The organism is Stenotrophomonas sp. YJH_SMC_36 (assembly GCF_059369935.1).
Window position 1 is genome coordinate 323,543 of record NZ_JCAFTD010000002.1, and the last position, 15,474, is coordinate 339,016.

Sequence of the window (15,474 nt, forward strand, 5' to 3'; positions counted from 1 at the left end):
CTCTCCCTTCCCCCCTTTCCGACCATGAAGATCGTCGAAGTGCGCCACCCGCTGGTGCAGCACAAGATCGGCCTGATGCGCAACGCCGCGCTCAGCACCAAGGATTTCCGCGAACTGGCCAACGAGCTGGGCACGCTGCTGGCCTATGAGGCCACCGCTGACCTGGACACCGAGCCGCACACCCTGCCCGGCTGGGCCGGTCCGGTGACCGTGCAGCGCATCGCTGGCGCCAAGATCACCGTAGTGCCGATCCTGCGGGCCGGCCTGGGCATGCTCAGCGGCGTACTGTCGCTGATCCCTGCCGCCCGCGTGAGTGTGGTCGGCCTGCAGCGCGATGAGGAAACCCTGCAGCCGGTGCCGTACTTCGAGCGCCTCACCGGGCGCCTGGAAGAGCGCGATGCGTTGATCCTGGACCCGATGCTGGCCACGGGCGGCACCCTGATCGCCACCATCGACATGCTCAAGCGGGCCGGTGCGCGACGCATCAAGGGCATTTTCCTGGTCGCCGCTCCGGAGGGCATCGACGCGGTCAAGGCAGCGCATCCGGATGTGGAGATCTACACGGCGGCAATCGACGCCCAGCTCAACGAAAAGGGCTACATCCTGCCGGGCCTCGGCGACGCGGGCGACCGCATCTTCGGCACCCGCGTCGGCTGACCGGTGCGCCGGGGTCAGATCCCTTTCGCAGAAAGGGCTCCGACCCCGGCACTCACCCCAGTGCGCGCGCCTTCAGTTCACCCTGCTCGTGCAGGGTCACGAAACGCCCCTTGTCGTCGCGACCCAGCTGGGCCAGTGCGACCTGCGGGTCGTGGGTAAAGAACAGATGCACGTTGCGCGCCAGCTTGTCCTCCAGGAACTGCCGCTTCTCGTCGATCAGCAGTTCCGCATTGCGGTCATATCCCATGGTGATCGGCACGTGCACCCACGAGCGCCCCGGAATCAGGTCAGCGCAGAACACCACGCCACCGCGCGCGACCTCGCCTGCATGCCCATGGCCGACGATCTCGGCCAGCATCAGCCCCGGCGTATGACCATCGCTGTAGCTGAAACGCACGCTGCTCCCCAGCGCCCGGGAGAACTCGCCGTCGACCACTTCCAGGCGCCCACTGGCCTGCAGCAGCCCGGGCAGCTCCGGGATGAAACTGGCGCGGTCGCGCGGGTGCGGCTGAAGTGCGCGCTGCCAGTGCTGTGCACCGACCACATAGGTGGCATTGGGAAACAGCAGTTCGGGCTCGCGCCCCTCGCTCCATGCTGCCAGCAGGCCGCCGGCGTGGTCGAAGTGCAGGTGGCTGAGGACCACCACGTCGATGTCCTCGTGTTCGAAGCCCGCCTCACGCAGCGAATCGATCAGCACGTGCTGGCTTTCCTGCACGCCATAGCGCTCGCGCATGCGCGGATCGAAGAACGCGCCGATGCCGGTTTCAAACAGGACCGTCTTGCCTTCCAGCGGGCTGGCCAACAGCGCGCGGCATGCCAGCTCGATACGGTTCAGCTCATCCGGTGCCGCCCATTTTTCCCACAACGCACGGGGTGCGTTGCCGAACATCGCACCGCCGTCGAGGCGCTGCGAGTTACCACGAATCGACCAGAGTTTCATGCGCCGATTATCGTCGGCAGGCCGTTAAATAATCGCTAGAACGAAACTGCAGCGCCCTGCCGTTGCGGGCAGGGCGCTGCGGCTCACCGTCGGCCGGATGGGACCCGGCGAGCCCGGCCGTTACCTGCCGGGCACCACCTGGGCGCTGCCGACCGGGTTGCGCGGATCGCTGCCGCCGAACAACCGGTTGCTCCTGCGATCCCATTCCACCGTCTGCAGATTGCCCCAGACGTGGCTGGAGCCGCGGCCACCGGCGGCGACATTCCCCGGCAGATCGATCTTGTGGCCCATCGCCTGCAGTTGCTTCACGGTGGCCGCGTCGAACGCGTTGTCTTCGGCCTCGATCAGGTCCGGCAGCCACTGGTGGTGGTAGCGCGGCAGCGCCGCGACCTGCTGCGCGTCCAGGCCGGCGTCGTAACCAAGGATGCCCAGCAGCACCATGGTGATGATGCGGCTGCCGCCGGGGGTGCCCAGCACCACGACCTTGTCGTCGTTCTCCATGAAGGTCGGCGTCATCGAGCTGAGCATGCGCTTGCCCGGCTTCGGTGCGTTGGCCTCGTAGCCCATCACGCCGAACGCATTGGGCGTGCCCGGCTTCAGCGCGAAATCGTCCATCTCGTTGTTCAGCAGCACACCGGTGCCCTTGGGTATCAGGCCCGAGCCATACAGCAGGTTGACGGTCTGGGTGGCGCCGACGCGGTTGCCATCACGGTCGATGATCGAGAAATGGGTGGTCTCGTCGTCCTCCAGTGGCGTCGGATTGCCCGACAGCAGGTCGCTGGGCGTGGCCTTCTCCGGATGGATGGTGGCACGCAGGCCCTGCGCGTAATCCTTGCTGGTCAGCACTTTCTGCGGGATCTGCACGAAGTCCGGATCGCCCAGGAAGAACGTGCGGTCGCGGTAAGCGCGCCGCATCGATTCGACTACCAGATGGGCGCGGTGCGCCGGATCCATCTGCTTGATGTCCCAGCCTTCGAGGATCTGCAGCATGCTGGCCAGGGCGATGCCACCGGACGACGGCGGCGGCGCCGTGGTGATCTTCCAGCCGTTGTAGTCGAAGACGATCGGCTCGCGCTGCTTCACCCGGTAGCCGGCCAGCTCCTCGGCGGTCCAGCGGCCACCGGCCTGCTTCACCCCGGCCAGCAGCAGCTTGCCGGTCTGGCCCTTGTAGAAGCCATCGAAGCCACCCGCCGCCAGCCGCTCCAGCGTCTGCGCCAGTTCCGGCTGCCGGAACACATCACCGGTGGCGATCGGCCTGCCGTTGCGCAGGTACACCTCGCGGGTCCCGGGGTAACGCTCCATCACCTCGCGGCGCGAGGCATAGCCCTTGGCCATCCGCTCGTACACCGGGAAGCCGTCGCGGGCGATGCGGATGGCCGGTTGCAGCGAAACCGCCAGGGGCAGCCTGCCGTGCCGGGCCGAAAGCTCCACCAGCGCCGCAGGCAGGCCGGGGATACCCGCCGACCAGGCGCCGTTGACCGAGCGGTCGCGGTCCAGGTTGCCCTTCCCGTCGAGGAAGGCCTGCGGCGTGGCAGCAGCCGGCGCGGTCTCGCGCGCATCCAGCATCACGTCCTTGCCGGTGGCCGCATCATGCAGCAGGAAGAAGCCGCCACCGCCCAGGCCGGAACTGATCGGCTCGACCACCGCCAGCGTCGAGGACACCGCCACCGCGGCGTCGAACGCGTTGCCTCCCTGCGCAAGGATGTCGACGCCGGCCTGGGTGGCCAGCGCGTGGCCGCTGGCAATGGCAGCGCCATCGGGACGTTCGGCACGGGCCGGCGCATCGGCCCAGGCAAGCGGGCTCAGCAACAGGCCGAGCAGCAACACGGGACGGGCGAGCAGCGTCTTCATTCGGATGGGGGCTCCGCGTAGAGTTCGGGATGATCGTGCTGCAGCCGGCGCAGTTTGGCCAGCAGCTGGTCTTCCGTTTCCACGATCTCCGGGTCCGGATCGATGCATTCGACCGGGCAGACGACCACGCACTGTGGCTCGTCGAAATGGCCCACGCACTCGGTACAACGGGCGGGGTCGATCACGTAGATGGTTTCACCCATCGCAATGGCCTGGTTCGGGCAGGCCGGCTCGCAGACGTCGCAGTTGACGCAGAGCTCATTGATTTTCAGCGACATGGCGATACTCCTCGCCCGCGCCTTGGGACAAAGGACCGGCCAGCGCGGGCGCGCGGGCCGGTCAGGTCATCGGTGGCGCCCGCTACAGGCGCCACCCGGGCCACGTTGCAACGTGGCCGCCACGGCTCGGTCTTACTTGGCTTCGACGAAAATGTACTCGGCACCGGTCGGCTGCACGGCCGCCTGCACGCGGGCGTTGTCGGCCGACTGGCCGATGAAGACGACGCGCACGCCCTTCATCGAATCCGGCGACACGTCCTTGAACACGGCCTGGATCATGTCCGCCATCTTGCCCGAGGCCGACGAACCGAAGGCCAGCATGTTGCCCGGCTGCACGCCACGGGCCACGGCCTGGGTCGCGCTCTCGGTCTGGCGCTCGTACTTGGCCTGGAAGTCCGGGTCCGATTCCGGCGAGAGGTAGTACAGGAACGGGCTGTTGGAGATGTTGCCCATGTTCTGGATGGCGACTTCCTGCAGGTACTTCTTCCAGCCTGCGTCGTCGTCCTTGGACGGGGCGACCAGCGCCTGCTTGGCTTCGTCGACCGGAGCGGCCTCTTCCTTCTTGCAGGCGGTGAAGGCCAGGGCCAACGAGGCGATCAGCATCGCGCGCATGGTGGTGTTCATGGTTTCCTCCCGGAATGGTGCGTGGTGTTGTACGTAAGGGGTGCGGGTACGGCGGGGCTTATGACTGGGTCGATTTCGCCTCGCGGACCCTGCGCAGGGCTTCAAGCACCGCGGCCGGCACGAAGCCGGACACGTCGCCGCCCAGGCGCGCGATCTCGCGGACCAGCGAAGACGAAATGAAGCTGTGCTGCTCGGCCGGCGTCAGGAACAGGGTCTCGACTTCCGGGATCAGATGGCGGTTCATGCTCGCCATCTGGAACTCGTATTCAAAGTCCGACACCGCGCGCAGGCCGCGCAGCAGGACCCCGCCCTGGACGGAGCGTACGAAATGGGCCAGCAGGGTATCGAACCCGCAGACCTCGACGTTGCCATGGTGGCCCAGGGCATCCCGGGCCAGCTGCACGCGCAGTTCCAGCGGCAGGGTCGGCCCCTTGGACGGGCTCTGCGCCACGCCGACCACGACCTTTTCAAACAGCGGCGCGGCCCGGTTCACCAGGTCGATATGACCGTTGGTGATCGGATCGAACGTGCCGGGGTAGACGGCAATGCGGCGGTTGGCCACGGTCATGGGCGGTTGCAGATGTTCAGATGAAGTCAAAGTGTAGCAGCGGCGCGGCGGTACAGGGCAAAGCGCACCTCACGGGTGCCGCCCTCGCGGTGCAGCAGCCAGTCCGGCGGCAGCACCGGGACGTGACCGGCCGGCGACTCCAGGTAGAGCCAGGCGTCGGCTGCCAGATGGCGCGGCAGCTGGGCCAGCACATCCTGCCAGAGGCCATCGGCGAACGGCGGGTCGATGAACACCAGATCCGCCTGCTGCGCGGGCGCGCCCTGCAGCCAGCGCAGGGCATCGGCCTGGACCACGGTGATCTGCGCGCTGGCCTGCAGCTTGGCGACGGCGGCCGACAGATTGCGGCCGAGCTGGGCATCGCGCTCGACCAAGGTGGCGTGAGCGGCACCGCGCGAGACGGCTTCCAGGCCCAGCGCGCCGCTGCCGGCAAACAGGTCCAGCACGCGGGCCCCGGCCAGTCGGGGCATCAGCCAGTTGAACAGGGTCTCGCGCACACGGTCACTGCTGGGCCGCAGGCCCGGCAGGTTGGGCACCGGCAGGCGGGTATTGCGCCAGCGCCCGCCGATGATGCGGACCTGGCCGTCATTGCCTCCACGGCCGCTCATCGGCGCCACCTGCGGGGGGTGTTCGAGAATTTCAGCATGAGCGGGATTGTAGTTCGGCCGGGCGGCGCCCGGCACCCGCAGAAGCCAGAGCAACGGCTGGAGCAACGGCAAAGGCTGGTTTCCTGGGGGTTGGCGGGGTGGGTCAGGTTGTGGGGGACGCCGTGAACCCATCCCTGGGGGCTTGGCCGCGGCATCCATGCCGCGGACACCCCCACGACCTGATCCACCCCGCCTTCGACCGTTTCCTGCGATCTGTCGGAACGGCTCTTGGGGTCAGATCCGTTTTCCTGTGGAAAACGGATCTGACCCTGGCTTGGATCTCGAGATCTGAGAGATTTCATCCACGCACGGCGTGGATCTACTGGCCACCGGCCAACTGTCGAAGGCGGGGCACTGTGGGTTCGCGGGGTGTGAGCCGCATGGATGCGGCGACCAAGCCTCCATGGACGGATTCACGGCGCCCCCGCGAACCCACAGTGCCCCGCCATCCCACGGAGTGCCCGCTCTTGCTTTGGCTCTGGCCTCTGCGGGTGCAGGGCGCCGCCCTGCCCGATCAACCCCCTTGATTTCGGGACAATCACCCCTACCCCTTGGCGAGGCCGCACGCGCTGGCGCGGCATTGCACACGGAGCCCTATCGATGACCGAGACGACCCAGACCGAAACCCTTGGCTTCCAGACCGAAGTCAAGCAGCTGCTGCAGTTGATGATCCACTCGCTGTACTCCAACAAGGAGATCTTCCTGCGCGAGCTGGTGTCCAATGCCGCCGACGCGGCCGACAAGCTGCGCTTCGAGGCGCTGACCCAGCCGTCCCTGCTGGAAGACGACAGCGACCTGCGCGTGCGCGTCAGTTTCGACCCGGCCGCCCACACCATCACCATCGAGGACAACGGCATCGGCATGAGCCGCGCCGAGGCCATCGCCCACCTCGGCACCATTGCCAAGTCCGGTACCGGCGACTTCCTGCGCCAGCTGTCCGGCGACCAGAAGAAGGACTCGCAGCTGATCGGCCAGTTCGGTGTCGGCTTCTACAGCGCGTTCATCGTCGCCGACGAAGTCGAAGTCACCTCGCGGCGGGCCGGCCTGGCCAGCAGCGAAGGCGTGCGCTGGACCTCGCGCGGCGAAGGCGACTTCGACGTCGCGACCCTCGACAAGCCCGAGCGCGGCACCCGCATCGTGCTGCACCTGAAGGACGGCGAACACGACTTTGCCGATGGCTGGCGCCTGCGCAGCATCCTCAAGAAGTACTCCGACCACATCGGCCTGCCGATCCAGATGCCGAAGGAAGGGGGTGAAGAGGGCGCGGCGGTCGAATGGGAAACCGTCAACCGTGCCAGCGCGCTGTGGACCCGTCCGCGCACCGAGATCAGCGACGCCGAGTACAGCGAGTTCTACAAGCACGTGGCACACGACCACAGCGATCCGCTGGCGTGGAGCCACAACAAGGTCGAAGGCAAGCTGGAGTACACCTCGCTGCTGTACGTGCCGGGCCGTGCACCATTCGATCTGTATCACCGCGATGCGCCCAAGGGCCTGAAGCTGTATGTCCAGCGCGTGTTCGTGATGGACCAGGCCGAGCAGTTCCTGCCGCTGTACCTGCGCTTCATCAAGGGCGTGGTCGATTCCAACGACCTGTCGCTGAACGTCTCGCGCGAGATCCTGCAGTCCGGCCCGGTCATCGATTCGATGAAGGCCGCGCTGACCAAGCGCTCGCTGGACATGCTGGAGAAGCTGGCAACCGACAAGCCCGAGCAGTACGCCACGTTCTGGAAGGAGTTCGGCCAGGTGCTGAAGGAAGGACCGGCCGAGGACTACAACAACCGCGAGAAGGTGGCCGGCCTGCTGCGCTTCGCCTCCACCCGTGGCGAGGGCGATGCCCAGACCGTCTCGCTGGCCGACTACATCGGTCGCATGGCCGAAGGCCAGGACAAGATCTACTACCTGACCGGCGAGAGCTACAGCCAGGTCCGCAACAGCCCGCACCTGGAAGTGTTCCGCAAGAAGGGCGTGGAAGTGCTGCTGCTGACCGACCGCATCGACGAATGGCTGATGGGTTACCTGACCGACTTCGACGGCAAGGGCTTTGTCGACATCGCCCGTGGCGACCTCGACCTCGGCGCGCTGGAGACCGAGTCGGACAAGCAGGAACAGGAAGCGGCGGCCAAGGACAAGCAGGCCCTGATCGAGCGGCTGAAGGCGGTGCTTGGCGACGACGTGGCCGAAGTCCGCGTGTCGCACCGGCTGACCGATTCGCCAGCGGTGCTGGCCATCGGCGAACAGGATCTGGGGCTGCAGATGCGCCAGATCCTGGAAGCCAGCGGCCAGAAGGTGCCTGACAGCAAGCCGGTGCTGGAGATCAATCCGGGGCACCCGTTGATCGCCAAGCTCGATGGCGAGGCCGATGGTGATCGTTTCGATGATCTCGGCCGCGTGCTGTTCGACCAGGCCGCGCTCGCGGCCGGCGACAGCCTGAAGGACCCGGGCGCCTACGTTGCGCGCCTGAACAAGCTGCTGCTGGAACTGTCGGCCTGACACGCTGGGTGGTCGCCGGGCATGGCCCGGCGCTGCCAGGCGCTGGCTGGCATCTGCCAGGCCGGGCTGCTCAGGCCCGGCGATCCAGCAGCGACCCCAGCATCTGGTCCTGGCGGCGGACCAGCGAAGCGTTGGCGGCGAAGGCCACCACCTCCGCGTTTGCCGCCAGCAGATCAGCCAGCGGCGCGGCGGGATCGGCGCCGGCAGCGGTCACCCGGGTCTGCACCCCACCCTGCTCCACCGCCGCGCGCTGCACCTGCAGGCGCGGTGCATCGGCTGTCGCCAGGTTGGCCACGTTGTGCGCGGCCACCTGCACGCCTTGCCCTGCGGCCCGCATGCCGCTCCAGGCCGTTGCCATCACGTTGTCCATGGCGGTCTCCAGGCCACTCGGTGCAGCCCTCCGAAGCCATTAGCGGCTGCCCGGCCGCGACCTTGAGTCCACATCGGGCAGACGGGCCCGGGTGGTAGCATATCCCTCTGATTTCAGCGCCTTTTGCCAATGCTCAGTTTTTTCCGCCGCAAGAAGCCCCAGGACGCCGCCACACCGGACGCGCCCAAGACCCAGCACTACTCGGCTGAAGAGCTGGCGGCGGCATTCCCGTCGGCCGCGCCCGTCGAGGACACCACGGTCGTAGCCGACGCCCCGCCAGCCGTGGCTCCAGCTGAGGCGGTGCCCGTCCCGGCGCCGCCCGCCGCTGCCCCGGCGTCCCCGCCGGCGCCGGCAGCGACCGAACGCGTCCTGGCACCGGAAGACTTCGAGGCCGAGGCACGTGCCGCCGCAGCCGTGCTCGCCCCGCTGGCTCCGGTGATCCCCGCACAGCAGCCCTCCGCACCGGCCGCCGACCTGCCGGTGCTGGTGGATGCCGCACCGGCCCCCGCCGGCAAGTCCGGCTGGCGCGAACGCCTGCGCAACAGCGTCATCGCGCGCAGCTTTGGCGGCCTGTTCTCGCGCAATCCCAAGCTCGACGATGACCTGCTGGACGAACTGGAAACCGCGCTGATCACCGCCGATGTCGGCGTCGGTGCGACCACCGAGCTGGTCGAAGGCCTGCGCAGACGCATGAAGGCACGTGAGTTCGCCGATGCCAACGCACTGCTGGGCGCACTGCGTGCCGACCTGATCGCGATCCTGCAGCCGGTCGCCAGGCCACTGGTGATCGATCGCAACGCCAGGCCCTTCGTGGTGCTGACCGTTGGCGTCAACGGTGTCGGCAAGACCACCACCATCGGCAAGCTGGCCAAGCGCTTCAAGGACGACGGGCACAGCCTGATGCTGGCCGCCGGCGATACCTTCCGTGCCGCTGCCGTGGCCCAGCTGCAGGCCTGGGGCGAGCGCAACGGCGTGGCCGTGGTGGCCCAGGGCCAGAACGCCGACGCCGCCTCGGTGGCCTACGACGCGCTGCAGGCCGGCAAGGCGCGCGGCACGTCGGTGCTGATTGCCGATACCGCCGGCCGCCTGCATACCCAGTCCGGCCTGATGAACGAGCTGGGCAAGATCCGTCGTGTGCTCGGCAAGATCGATCCCGCTGCGCCGCACGAGGTGCTGATGGTGATCGACGGCACCACCGGCCAGAACGCGCTGTCGCAGCTGCGCCAGTTCAACGCCGCGGTGAACGTGACCGGCCTGGTGGTGACCAAGCTGGACGGCACCGCAAAGGGCGGCGTGGTGTTCGCACTGGCCCGCGAGTTCGGCATTCCGATCCGTTTCGCCGGCATCGGTGAGCGCCCGGAAGATCTGCGTGAATTCGATCCGGAAGCCTTCGTCGACGCGCTGCTGCCCGAAGCGCTTGGCAGTGCCTGAGGCCACCGTCGTGCCCGCGGGCGACCCGTTCGTCGCCCGCCTGCTGCACTGGTTCGACGACCACGGCCGCCACGACCTGCCCTGGCAGCATCCGCGCAGCCCCTATAGGGTCTGGTTGTCGGAGATCATGCTGCAGCAGACCCAGGTGGCCACGGTCATCCCCTACTTCCAGCGGTTCCTGCAGCATTTCCCGACCCTGCCCGCGCTGGCCGCGGCCAGCAACGATGCAGTGATGGCGCAGTGGGCCGGGCTGGGCTACTACGCCCGTGCGCGCAACCTGCATGCGGCGGCCCAGCGCTGCGTGGAACTGCATGACGGCGAACTGCCGCGTGATTTCGACGCGCTGCATGCGCTGCCCGGCATCGGCCGCAGCACTGCAGGCGCGATCCTCAGCCAGGCCTGGAACGACCGGTTTCCGATCCTCGACGGCAACGTCAAGCGCGTGCTCAGCCGGTATCACGGCATCGAAGGCTTCCCCGGCCTGCCAGCCATCGAAAAGCAGTTGTGGGCCATCGCCGAAGCGCACGCGGCCCAGGTGCCGGATGGCCGGATGGCCGACTACACGCAGGCGCAGATGGACCTCGGTGCCACCGTGTGCAGCCGCGCCAGGCCCGCCTGCGTGATCTGCCCGCAGCAGCAGGACTGCGTGGCGCGCCGCGAAGGCCGGACCGCCGAGCTGCCCACGCCGAAGCCAGGCAAGGCCCTGCCCGAACGCGAAGCCGTGGCCCTGCTGCTGCGCGATGCCCAGCAGCGCGTGCTGCTGCAGAAGCGACCGGAGACCGGCATCTGGGCGCAACTGTGGACCCTGCCGCAGGCCGACGCCGGTGAAGCGCTGCAGGACTGGTTCGATGCACACGTGGACGGCTCGCTGGAAGATGCCGACGAGCTGCCGGTGCTGCAGCACACCTTCAGCCACTACAGGCTGCACCTGCAGATCCTGTCGCGACAGGTACGCGGCCTGCGCGTGGAAGAATCCTCGCTGCGCTGGGTCACCGCCGACGAACTGCCGACGCTGGGCTTGCCGGCTCCCATCCGCAAGCTGCTTGATGGCACTGCGATCAAACCGCCACAACGCAGATCCAAGAAACCCCGCAACCACGAGTGAGTGCCATGCCCCGAACCGTCTTCTGCCAGTACGAACAACGCGATGCCGAGGGCCTGGACTTCGTGCCCTATCCGGGCGAACTGGGCCAGCGCATCTTCAACCACATCGGCAAGCAGGCCTGGGCGGCATGGCTGGCGCACCAGACCATGCTGATCAACGAGAACCGCCTGTCACCGCGCGACCCGAAGCACCGCGCGTTCCTGGAAGGGGAACTGGTCAAGTTCCTGTTCGAGAAGGACGCGGAGAAGCCCGCCGGCTTCATCCCGGAAGCCTGATCCGGAGATGGCGCCGGCCTAGTTCGCCGGCTCCTCGCGCTCCTGCACCTGCGCCTGCCGCAGCTCCTGTTCCGAAGCACGCAGCGCCTTCACGTCAAGCTTGCGGATGCTGCTGATGAAGCACGGCAGGCGCGGGCCTCCGGTCGGGTCCCGGACCAGCACCTTGTCGAAGCGGGCCGACACGCGGTTCATGCGGCTGGTCAGGCCGATGGCGGTCGCAAACGACAGATCCTGGCAGGGGCCGTTCAATTCCAGCAGGTAGGCCTCGCTGGGCCGGGTCCATACCGCCAGTGCACTGTCGCCCAGTTCGGTCCAGCCGTTGAGGCTGCCGAAGAACTGCATGTCATTCTGCGGTGCGCCGGCGTGCGCCCGGTACAGGTCCAGCCGCTCGGCACTGCTCAGGCGGCCGGTGGTCGCACACGCGGCCAGGGCAAGGCAGAGCCCTGCGATCACAAGCGGGGTCTTCATGTCGATCTCCACGGGGAACCGGGGGCCATCATGCGCCTGCCCGGGTATGGGCGGCGAGAATCCCGGCGCCACCGTTCAGGCGCCGGGAGGTGCACGTTGCCGGCCGCTCAGACGTCGGCGTGGGCCAGCTCGTGCAGGCGCCCTTCGCGCAGCTCCAGCACCCGGTCCAGGCGCCGCGCCAGACCGCGGTCGTGGGTGACCAGCACCAGGCTGGTATGGCGGGCACGATTGAGTTCGAGCATCAGGTCGAACACGGTGCCGGCCGTGCGATCGTCCAGGTTTCCGGTCGGCTCGTCGCCCAGCACGCAGGCCGGATGGTTCACCAGCGCGCGCGCCACCGCCGCACGCTGGCGCTCGCCACCGGAAAGCTCGCCCGGTTTGTGGTCCAGGCGATGGCCCAGCCCGACCGACTCCAGCAGCAAGGTCGCGCGCGCGGCCGCCTCCTCCACTTCAGGACGACCACGGACGAAGGCGGTGGCACCGTTGACGATGCTGGCCAGCGCCGTCCCCACCACGCCCAGGCCGGCGAACATCGCCCGCTGTGACATCGGCGAATGCGAGCGGGACAGCAGCAGCGGCATCATCACGTTTTCCAGCGCGGTGAATTCCGGAAGCAGGTGATGGAACTGGTAGACAAAGCCCAGCGCCTGGTTGCGCAGCAGGCCACGTGCGGTATCCGACAGCGCCGACATGCGTTGACCGGCCACGTACACCTCGCCGGCACTGGGTACGTCCAGTCCCCCCAGCAGGTGCAGCAGCGTGCTCTTGCCTGCACCGGACGCGCCGATGATGGCCACGGTTTCACCCGCGGTGACGGTCAGGTTCAGGCCGTCGAATACCGGGGTCTGCATGCGCCCTTCGGCATAGATCTTGCCGAGGTGCTCGGCGCGGATCACTTCCTGGCCGCGGTCAAAGGCTTCATTCATAGCGCAGGGCCTCCGCCGGCTGGGTGCGTGCCGCCCGCCAGGCGGGATACAGGGTGGCCAGGAAGCTCATCAGCAGTGCGACCACGGTGATCACCACCACGTCGCCGGTCTGCATGTCCGTCGGCAGGCCGGTGATGTAGTACACGTCTTCCGGCAGCAGCTTGACGTTGAACACGCGCTCGATGGCACCGAGGATGCGTTCCAGGTTGAAGGTCAGGGTGATGCCGCCGATCAGTCCGGCCAGCGTGCCGAAGATGCCGATCAACGAGCCCTGCACCATGAACACCTGCATCACCCCGGCCGGGGTCAGGCCAAGCGTGCGCAGGATGGCGATGTCCGCCTGCTTGTCGGTGACCAGCATCACCTGCGAGGACACCAGATTGAACGCGCCCATGGCGATGATCAGCGACAGCAGGATGCCCATCACCACTTTCTCCATGCGCAGCGAGTGGTAGAGATTGGCGTTCTGCTGGGTCCAGTCACTCACGCGATAGGCGCCGCCGAGGTTCTGCGCAAGGTCCACGCCGACTTCCAGCGAGCGGTCCATGTCGTGCAGCTTCAGACGCACGCCGGTCGCGCCATCGGCGCGCAGTACGCGCTCGAGATCCTTCATGTTGGCGAAGCCGACGCCGCGGTCGACCTCGTTGTAGCCGGCCTCGAAAATACCGCTGACGGTGAAGCGTTTCATCCGCGGAACGGCGCCTGCAGGTGTGCCCTGCACTTCGGCGAAGGTCACCAGCACCTGGTCGCCGACATCGACGCCCAGCCAGATCGCAAGTTCCTTGCCCAGCAGCAGATTGAAGCTGCCGGGTTTCAGGCTGTCGTAGCTGCCCTTGACCACCTTCTGGTCGATCACCGACACCTTCGGCTCCAGTGCCGGGTCGATGCCCTGGATGATCGCACCCTGCACGCGCGGGCCGCTGATCATCGACTGGATCTCGATATAGGGTGCGGCGCCCGCCACGCGCGGGTCCTTGTTGGCCACGTCCACCACGCGCATCCAGTCCGGCATGGGCTCGCCGTCGCGACTGATGGTGGTATGCGCCGTCATCTGCAGCAGGCGGCTGCGGATTTCCTTCTGGAAGCCGCTCATCACCGCCAGGGTGGTGATCAGCACCGTAACGCCGAGCGCGATGCCCAGGATCGATGCCATCGAAATAAAGGAGATGAAGCCGTTGCGGCGCTTGGCGCGCAGGTAGCGCAGGCCGATGGCCACGGGAATGGGTTTGAACATGCAGGCACGCCGGACGATTCAGCCTATGGTGCCATCGACCGGGCTCGACGGGAAACGGCGCGTGCGGCGACGGCCAGTCGCAGTTCACGTCGCTGCCGGGCATCGAGCACATCCGGCCAGAACAGCAGGCGCCGTTGCCGCCGCCCCTGGCGCCCATGCAGCAACAGCCACGGGCCGCGGATTACCAGCTGTGGAGCGTCCAGCGCCTGCCCCGCCACCTGCAGCGGAGCGGGCAACGCGGGCAGGCACACACTCACCTTCGGCCGGCGCAGGCGCCAGAAGAGCTCGGCCAGGCCCAGCGCCCAGACCAGCAGTACGACGGGAACCAGGGCGTCTCGGGGCAGATCCGAAGCGCGCAGCAGCCAGGGGGCGGCGAGCAGTACCGCCAGCTGGGCACCCGCCTGCAGCCGTGAAGGGCGCCACTCAAGGCTTGAGGGCGCGGATCCTGTCCATGAGCGGGATGGCGTGCGCATGCGGGCAGACCTCGTAGCCCATGAACCAGCGCCACAATTTATCGTCCTCACAGTCGAGCAGGAACAGGAAAACCTCGCGCTCTTCGGTCGGCGCAGCGCTCCATTCGCGGTCGAGGTAACGTTCGAACAGCTGGTCCAGTTCGCGCATGCCACGCCGGCAGCGCCAGCGCAGCTTCTTCAGCAGGGTTTCTTCATCCATTGCAGGCCTCCAGATACAGCGAAGCCACGCATGGCGTGGCTCGGCTGGGGTGCGTGCGGCCGCCGTCGATGCGGCCGCATGCGGGATGGATCAGGCGCGACGCTCCATCATGAGCTTCTTGATCTCGGCAATCGCCAGCGCCGGGTTCAGGCCCTTCGGGCAGGTGCGGGCGCAGTTCATGATGGTGTGGCAGCGGTACAGCTTGAACGGATCTTCCAGATCGTCCAGGCGCGCACCGGTGTCCTCATCACGCGAGTCGATGATCCAGCGGTAGGCCTGCAGCAGGATCGCCGGCCCCAGGTAACGCTCGCCGTTCCACCAGTAGCTCGGGCAGCTGGTCGAGCAGCAGGCGCACAGGATGCACTCGTACAGGCCATCGAGCTTCTTGCGGTCTTCCGGCGACTGCAGGCGCTCGCGATCCGGCGGCGCCGGCGTCTGCGTGCGGATCCACGGCTTGATCGAGGCGTACTGCGCGTAGAAGTGGGTCAGGTCCGGAACCAGATCCTTGACCACGTTCATGTGCGGCAGCGGGTAGATCGGCACTTCCTTCTTGCCGCAGTCCGCGATGGCGCGGGTGCAGGCCAGCGTGTTGGTGCCGTCGATGTTCATCGCGCACGAACCGCAGATGCCTTCGCGGCAGGAGCGACGGAAGGTCAGGGTCGGATCGATCTCGTTCTTGATCTTGATCAGCGCGTCCAGGACCATCGGGCCGCAGGCGTCCAGATCGACCTCATAGGTATCGGTGCGCGGATTGCTGTCGTCATCCGGACTCCAGCGGTAGATCTTGAAGGTACGCACGTTCTTGCCGCCGTTCTTGACGGGGAAGTGCTGGCCCTTCGTGATCTTGGAATTCTTGGGGAGTGAAAACTCGGCCATGGCTGCTCTCGTTGGCTCAGGCGGCCCGCGCCCTCAAGGCGCGGATTGCATGGTAGGCGGGG

The 15,474-nt window shown here is 67.3% G+C and carries 18 protein-coding genes; 5 read left to right on the forward strand and 13 right to left on the reverse strand.

Annotated features, from left to right (window positions below; all coding sequences use genetic code 11):
• Positions 1–24: 24 nt before the first annotated feature.
• A complete protein-coding gene (upp, locus tag AC5P76_RS04640; protein ID WP_053517320.1) occupies positions 25–657 on the forward strand; it encodes a uracil phosphoribosyltransferase in 633 nt (210 codons plus the stop codon).
• Between the two features lie 52 nt (positions 658–709).
• Here the strand turns inward: upp and AC5P76_RS04645 are convergent, their stop codons facing one another.
• The 6 genes from AC5P76_RS04645 to rsmD form a co-directional block, all read right to left on the reverse strand.
• Entirely contained in the window at positions 710–1,597 is an 888-nt protein-coding gene (locus tag AC5P76_RS04645) for an MBL fold metallo-hydrolase (RefSeq protein WP_053517318.1), read from the reverse strand.
• A gap of 120 nt (positions 1,598–1,717) precedes the next feature.
• Entirely contained in the window at positions 1,718–3,448 is a 1,731-nt protein-coding gene (gene ggt / locus AC5P76_RS04650) for a gamma-glutamyltransferase (RefSeq protein WP_253118838.1), read from the reverse strand.
• A complete protein-coding gene (locus AC5P76_RS04655) occupies positions 3,445–3,726 on the reverse strand; it encodes a YfhL family 4Fe-4S dicluster ferredoxin (RefSeq protein ID WP_053517316.1) in 282 nt (93 codons plus the stop codon). Before AC5P76_RS04655 ends, ggt begins: the two co-directional genes overlap by 4 nt.
• A gap of 132 nt (positions 3,727–3,858) precedes the next feature.
• Complete coding sequence (locus tag AC5P76_RS04660; protein WP_053517314.1) at positions 3,859–4,350, reverse strand: hypothetical protein; 492 nt, start codon at positions 4,348–4,350, stop codon at positions 3,859–3,861.
• 58 nt (positions 4,351–4,408) lie between these two features.
• A complete protein-coding gene (gene coaD / locus AC5P76_RS04665) occupies positions 4,409–4,918 on the reverse strand; it encodes a pantetheine-phosphate adenylyltransferase (RefSeq protein ID WP_053517312.1) in 510 nt (169 codons plus the stop codon).
• A gap of 26 nt (positions 4,919–4,944) precedes the next feature.
• Positions 4,945–5,523 (reverse strand): 16S rRNA (guanine(966)-N(2))-methyltransferase RsmD, encoded by a 579-nt coding sequence (rsmD, locus tag AC5P76_RS04670; RefSeq protein ID WP_053517311.1) that lies wholly within the window; start codon positions 5,521–5,523, stop codon positions 4,945–4,947.
• 639 nt (positions 5,524–6,162) lie between these two features.
• Here rsmD and htpG point away from each other — a divergent pair.
• Positions 6,163–8,055 (forward strand): molecular chaperone HtpG, encoded by a 1,893-nt coding sequence (gene htpG / locus AC5P76_RS04675; protein ID WP_053517309.1) that lies wholly within the window; start codon positions 6,163–6,165, stop codon positions 8,053–8,055.
• Positions 8,056–8,125: 70 nt separating this feature from the next.
• On the opposite strand, the gene AC5P76_RS04680 is transcribed toward htpG, so the two are convergent.
• Entirely contained in the window at positions 8,126–8,425 is a 300-nt protein-coding gene (locus AC5P76_RS04680) for a hypothetical protein (RefSeq protein ID WP_065174961.1), read from the reverse strand.
• A 129-nt stretch (positions 8,426–8,554) separates the two neighbouring features.
• On the opposite strand from AC5P76_RS04680, the gene ftsY reads away from it, so the two are divergent.
• The 3 genes from ftsY to AC5P76_RS04695 are packed head-to-tail and all read left to right on the forward strand — an operon-like array spanning position 8,555 to position 11,236.
• Entirely contained in the window at positions 8,555–9,856 is a 1,302-nt protein-coding gene (ftsY, locus tag AC5P76_RS04685; protein ID WP_065181286.1) for a signal recognition particle-docking protein FtsY, read from the forward strand.
• Entirely contained in the window at positions 9,849–10,961 is a 1,113-nt protein-coding gene (mutY, locus tag AC5P76_RS04690) for an A/G-specific adenine glycosylase (RefSeq protein ID WP_231107715.1), read from the forward strand. Before ftsY ends, mutY begins: the two co-directional genes overlap by 8 nt.
• A 5-nt stretch (positions 10,962–10,966) precedes the next feature.
• The gene (locus tag AC5P76_RS04695; protein WP_065174958.1) at positions 10,967–11,236 is read left to right on the forward strand and encodes an oxidative damage protection protein; all 270 of its coding nucleotides are present in this window, start codon (positions 10,967–10,969) and stop codon (positions 11,234–11,236) included.
• Positions 11,237–11,254: 18 nt separating this feature from the next.
• On the opposite strand, the gene AC5P76_RS04700 is transcribed toward AC5P76_RS04695, so the two are convergent.
• The 6 genes from AC5P76_RS04700 to AC5P76_RS04725 form a co-directional block, all read right to left on the reverse strand.
• A complete protein-coding gene (locus AC5P76_RS04700) occupies positions 11,255–11,704 on the reverse strand; it encodes a DUF6491 family protein (RefSeq protein ID WP_053517332.1) in 450 nt (149 codons plus the stop codon).
• Between the two features lie 107 nt (positions 11,705–11,811).
• Positions 11,812–12,630, reverse strand: a complete 819-nt coding sequence (locus AC5P76_RS04705; RefSeq protein WP_065174957.1) for an ATP-binding cassette domain-containing protein — start codon at positions 12,628–12,630, stop codon at positions 11,812–11,814.
• Entirely contained in the window at positions 12,623–13,864 is a 1,242-nt protein-coding gene (locus tag AC5P76_RS04710; RefSeq protein WP_065174956.1) for a lipoprotein-releasing ABC transporter permease subunit, read from the reverse strand. The genes AC5P76_RS04705 and AC5P76_RS04710 overlap by 8 nt, the downstream gene beginning before the upstream one ends.
• A gap of 23 nt (positions 13,865–13,887) precedes the next feature.
• Positions 13,888–14,337, reverse strand: coding sequence for a hypothetical protein (locus tag AC5P76_RS04715; RefSeq protein ID WP_253118840.1), 450 nt, complete (start codon positions 14,335–14,337; stop codon positions 13,888–13,890).
• A complete protein-coding gene (locus AC5P76_RS04720) occupies positions 14,288–14,536 on the reverse strand; it encodes an FAD assembly factor SdhE (RefSeq protein ID WP_053517299.1) in 249 nt (82 codons plus the stop codon). The genes AC5P76_RS04715 and AC5P76_RS04720 overlap by 50 nt, the downstream gene beginning before the upstream one ends.
• 90 nt (positions 14,537–14,626) lie before the next feature.
• Positions 14,627–15,412: a succinate dehydrogenase iron-sulfur subunit gene (locus tag AC5P76_RS04725; protein WP_053517298.1), complete on the reverse strand. Its 786-nt coding sequence runs from the start codon at positions 15,410–15,412 to the stop codon at positions 14,627–14,629.
• Positions 15,413–15,474: the final 62 nt, after the last annotated feature.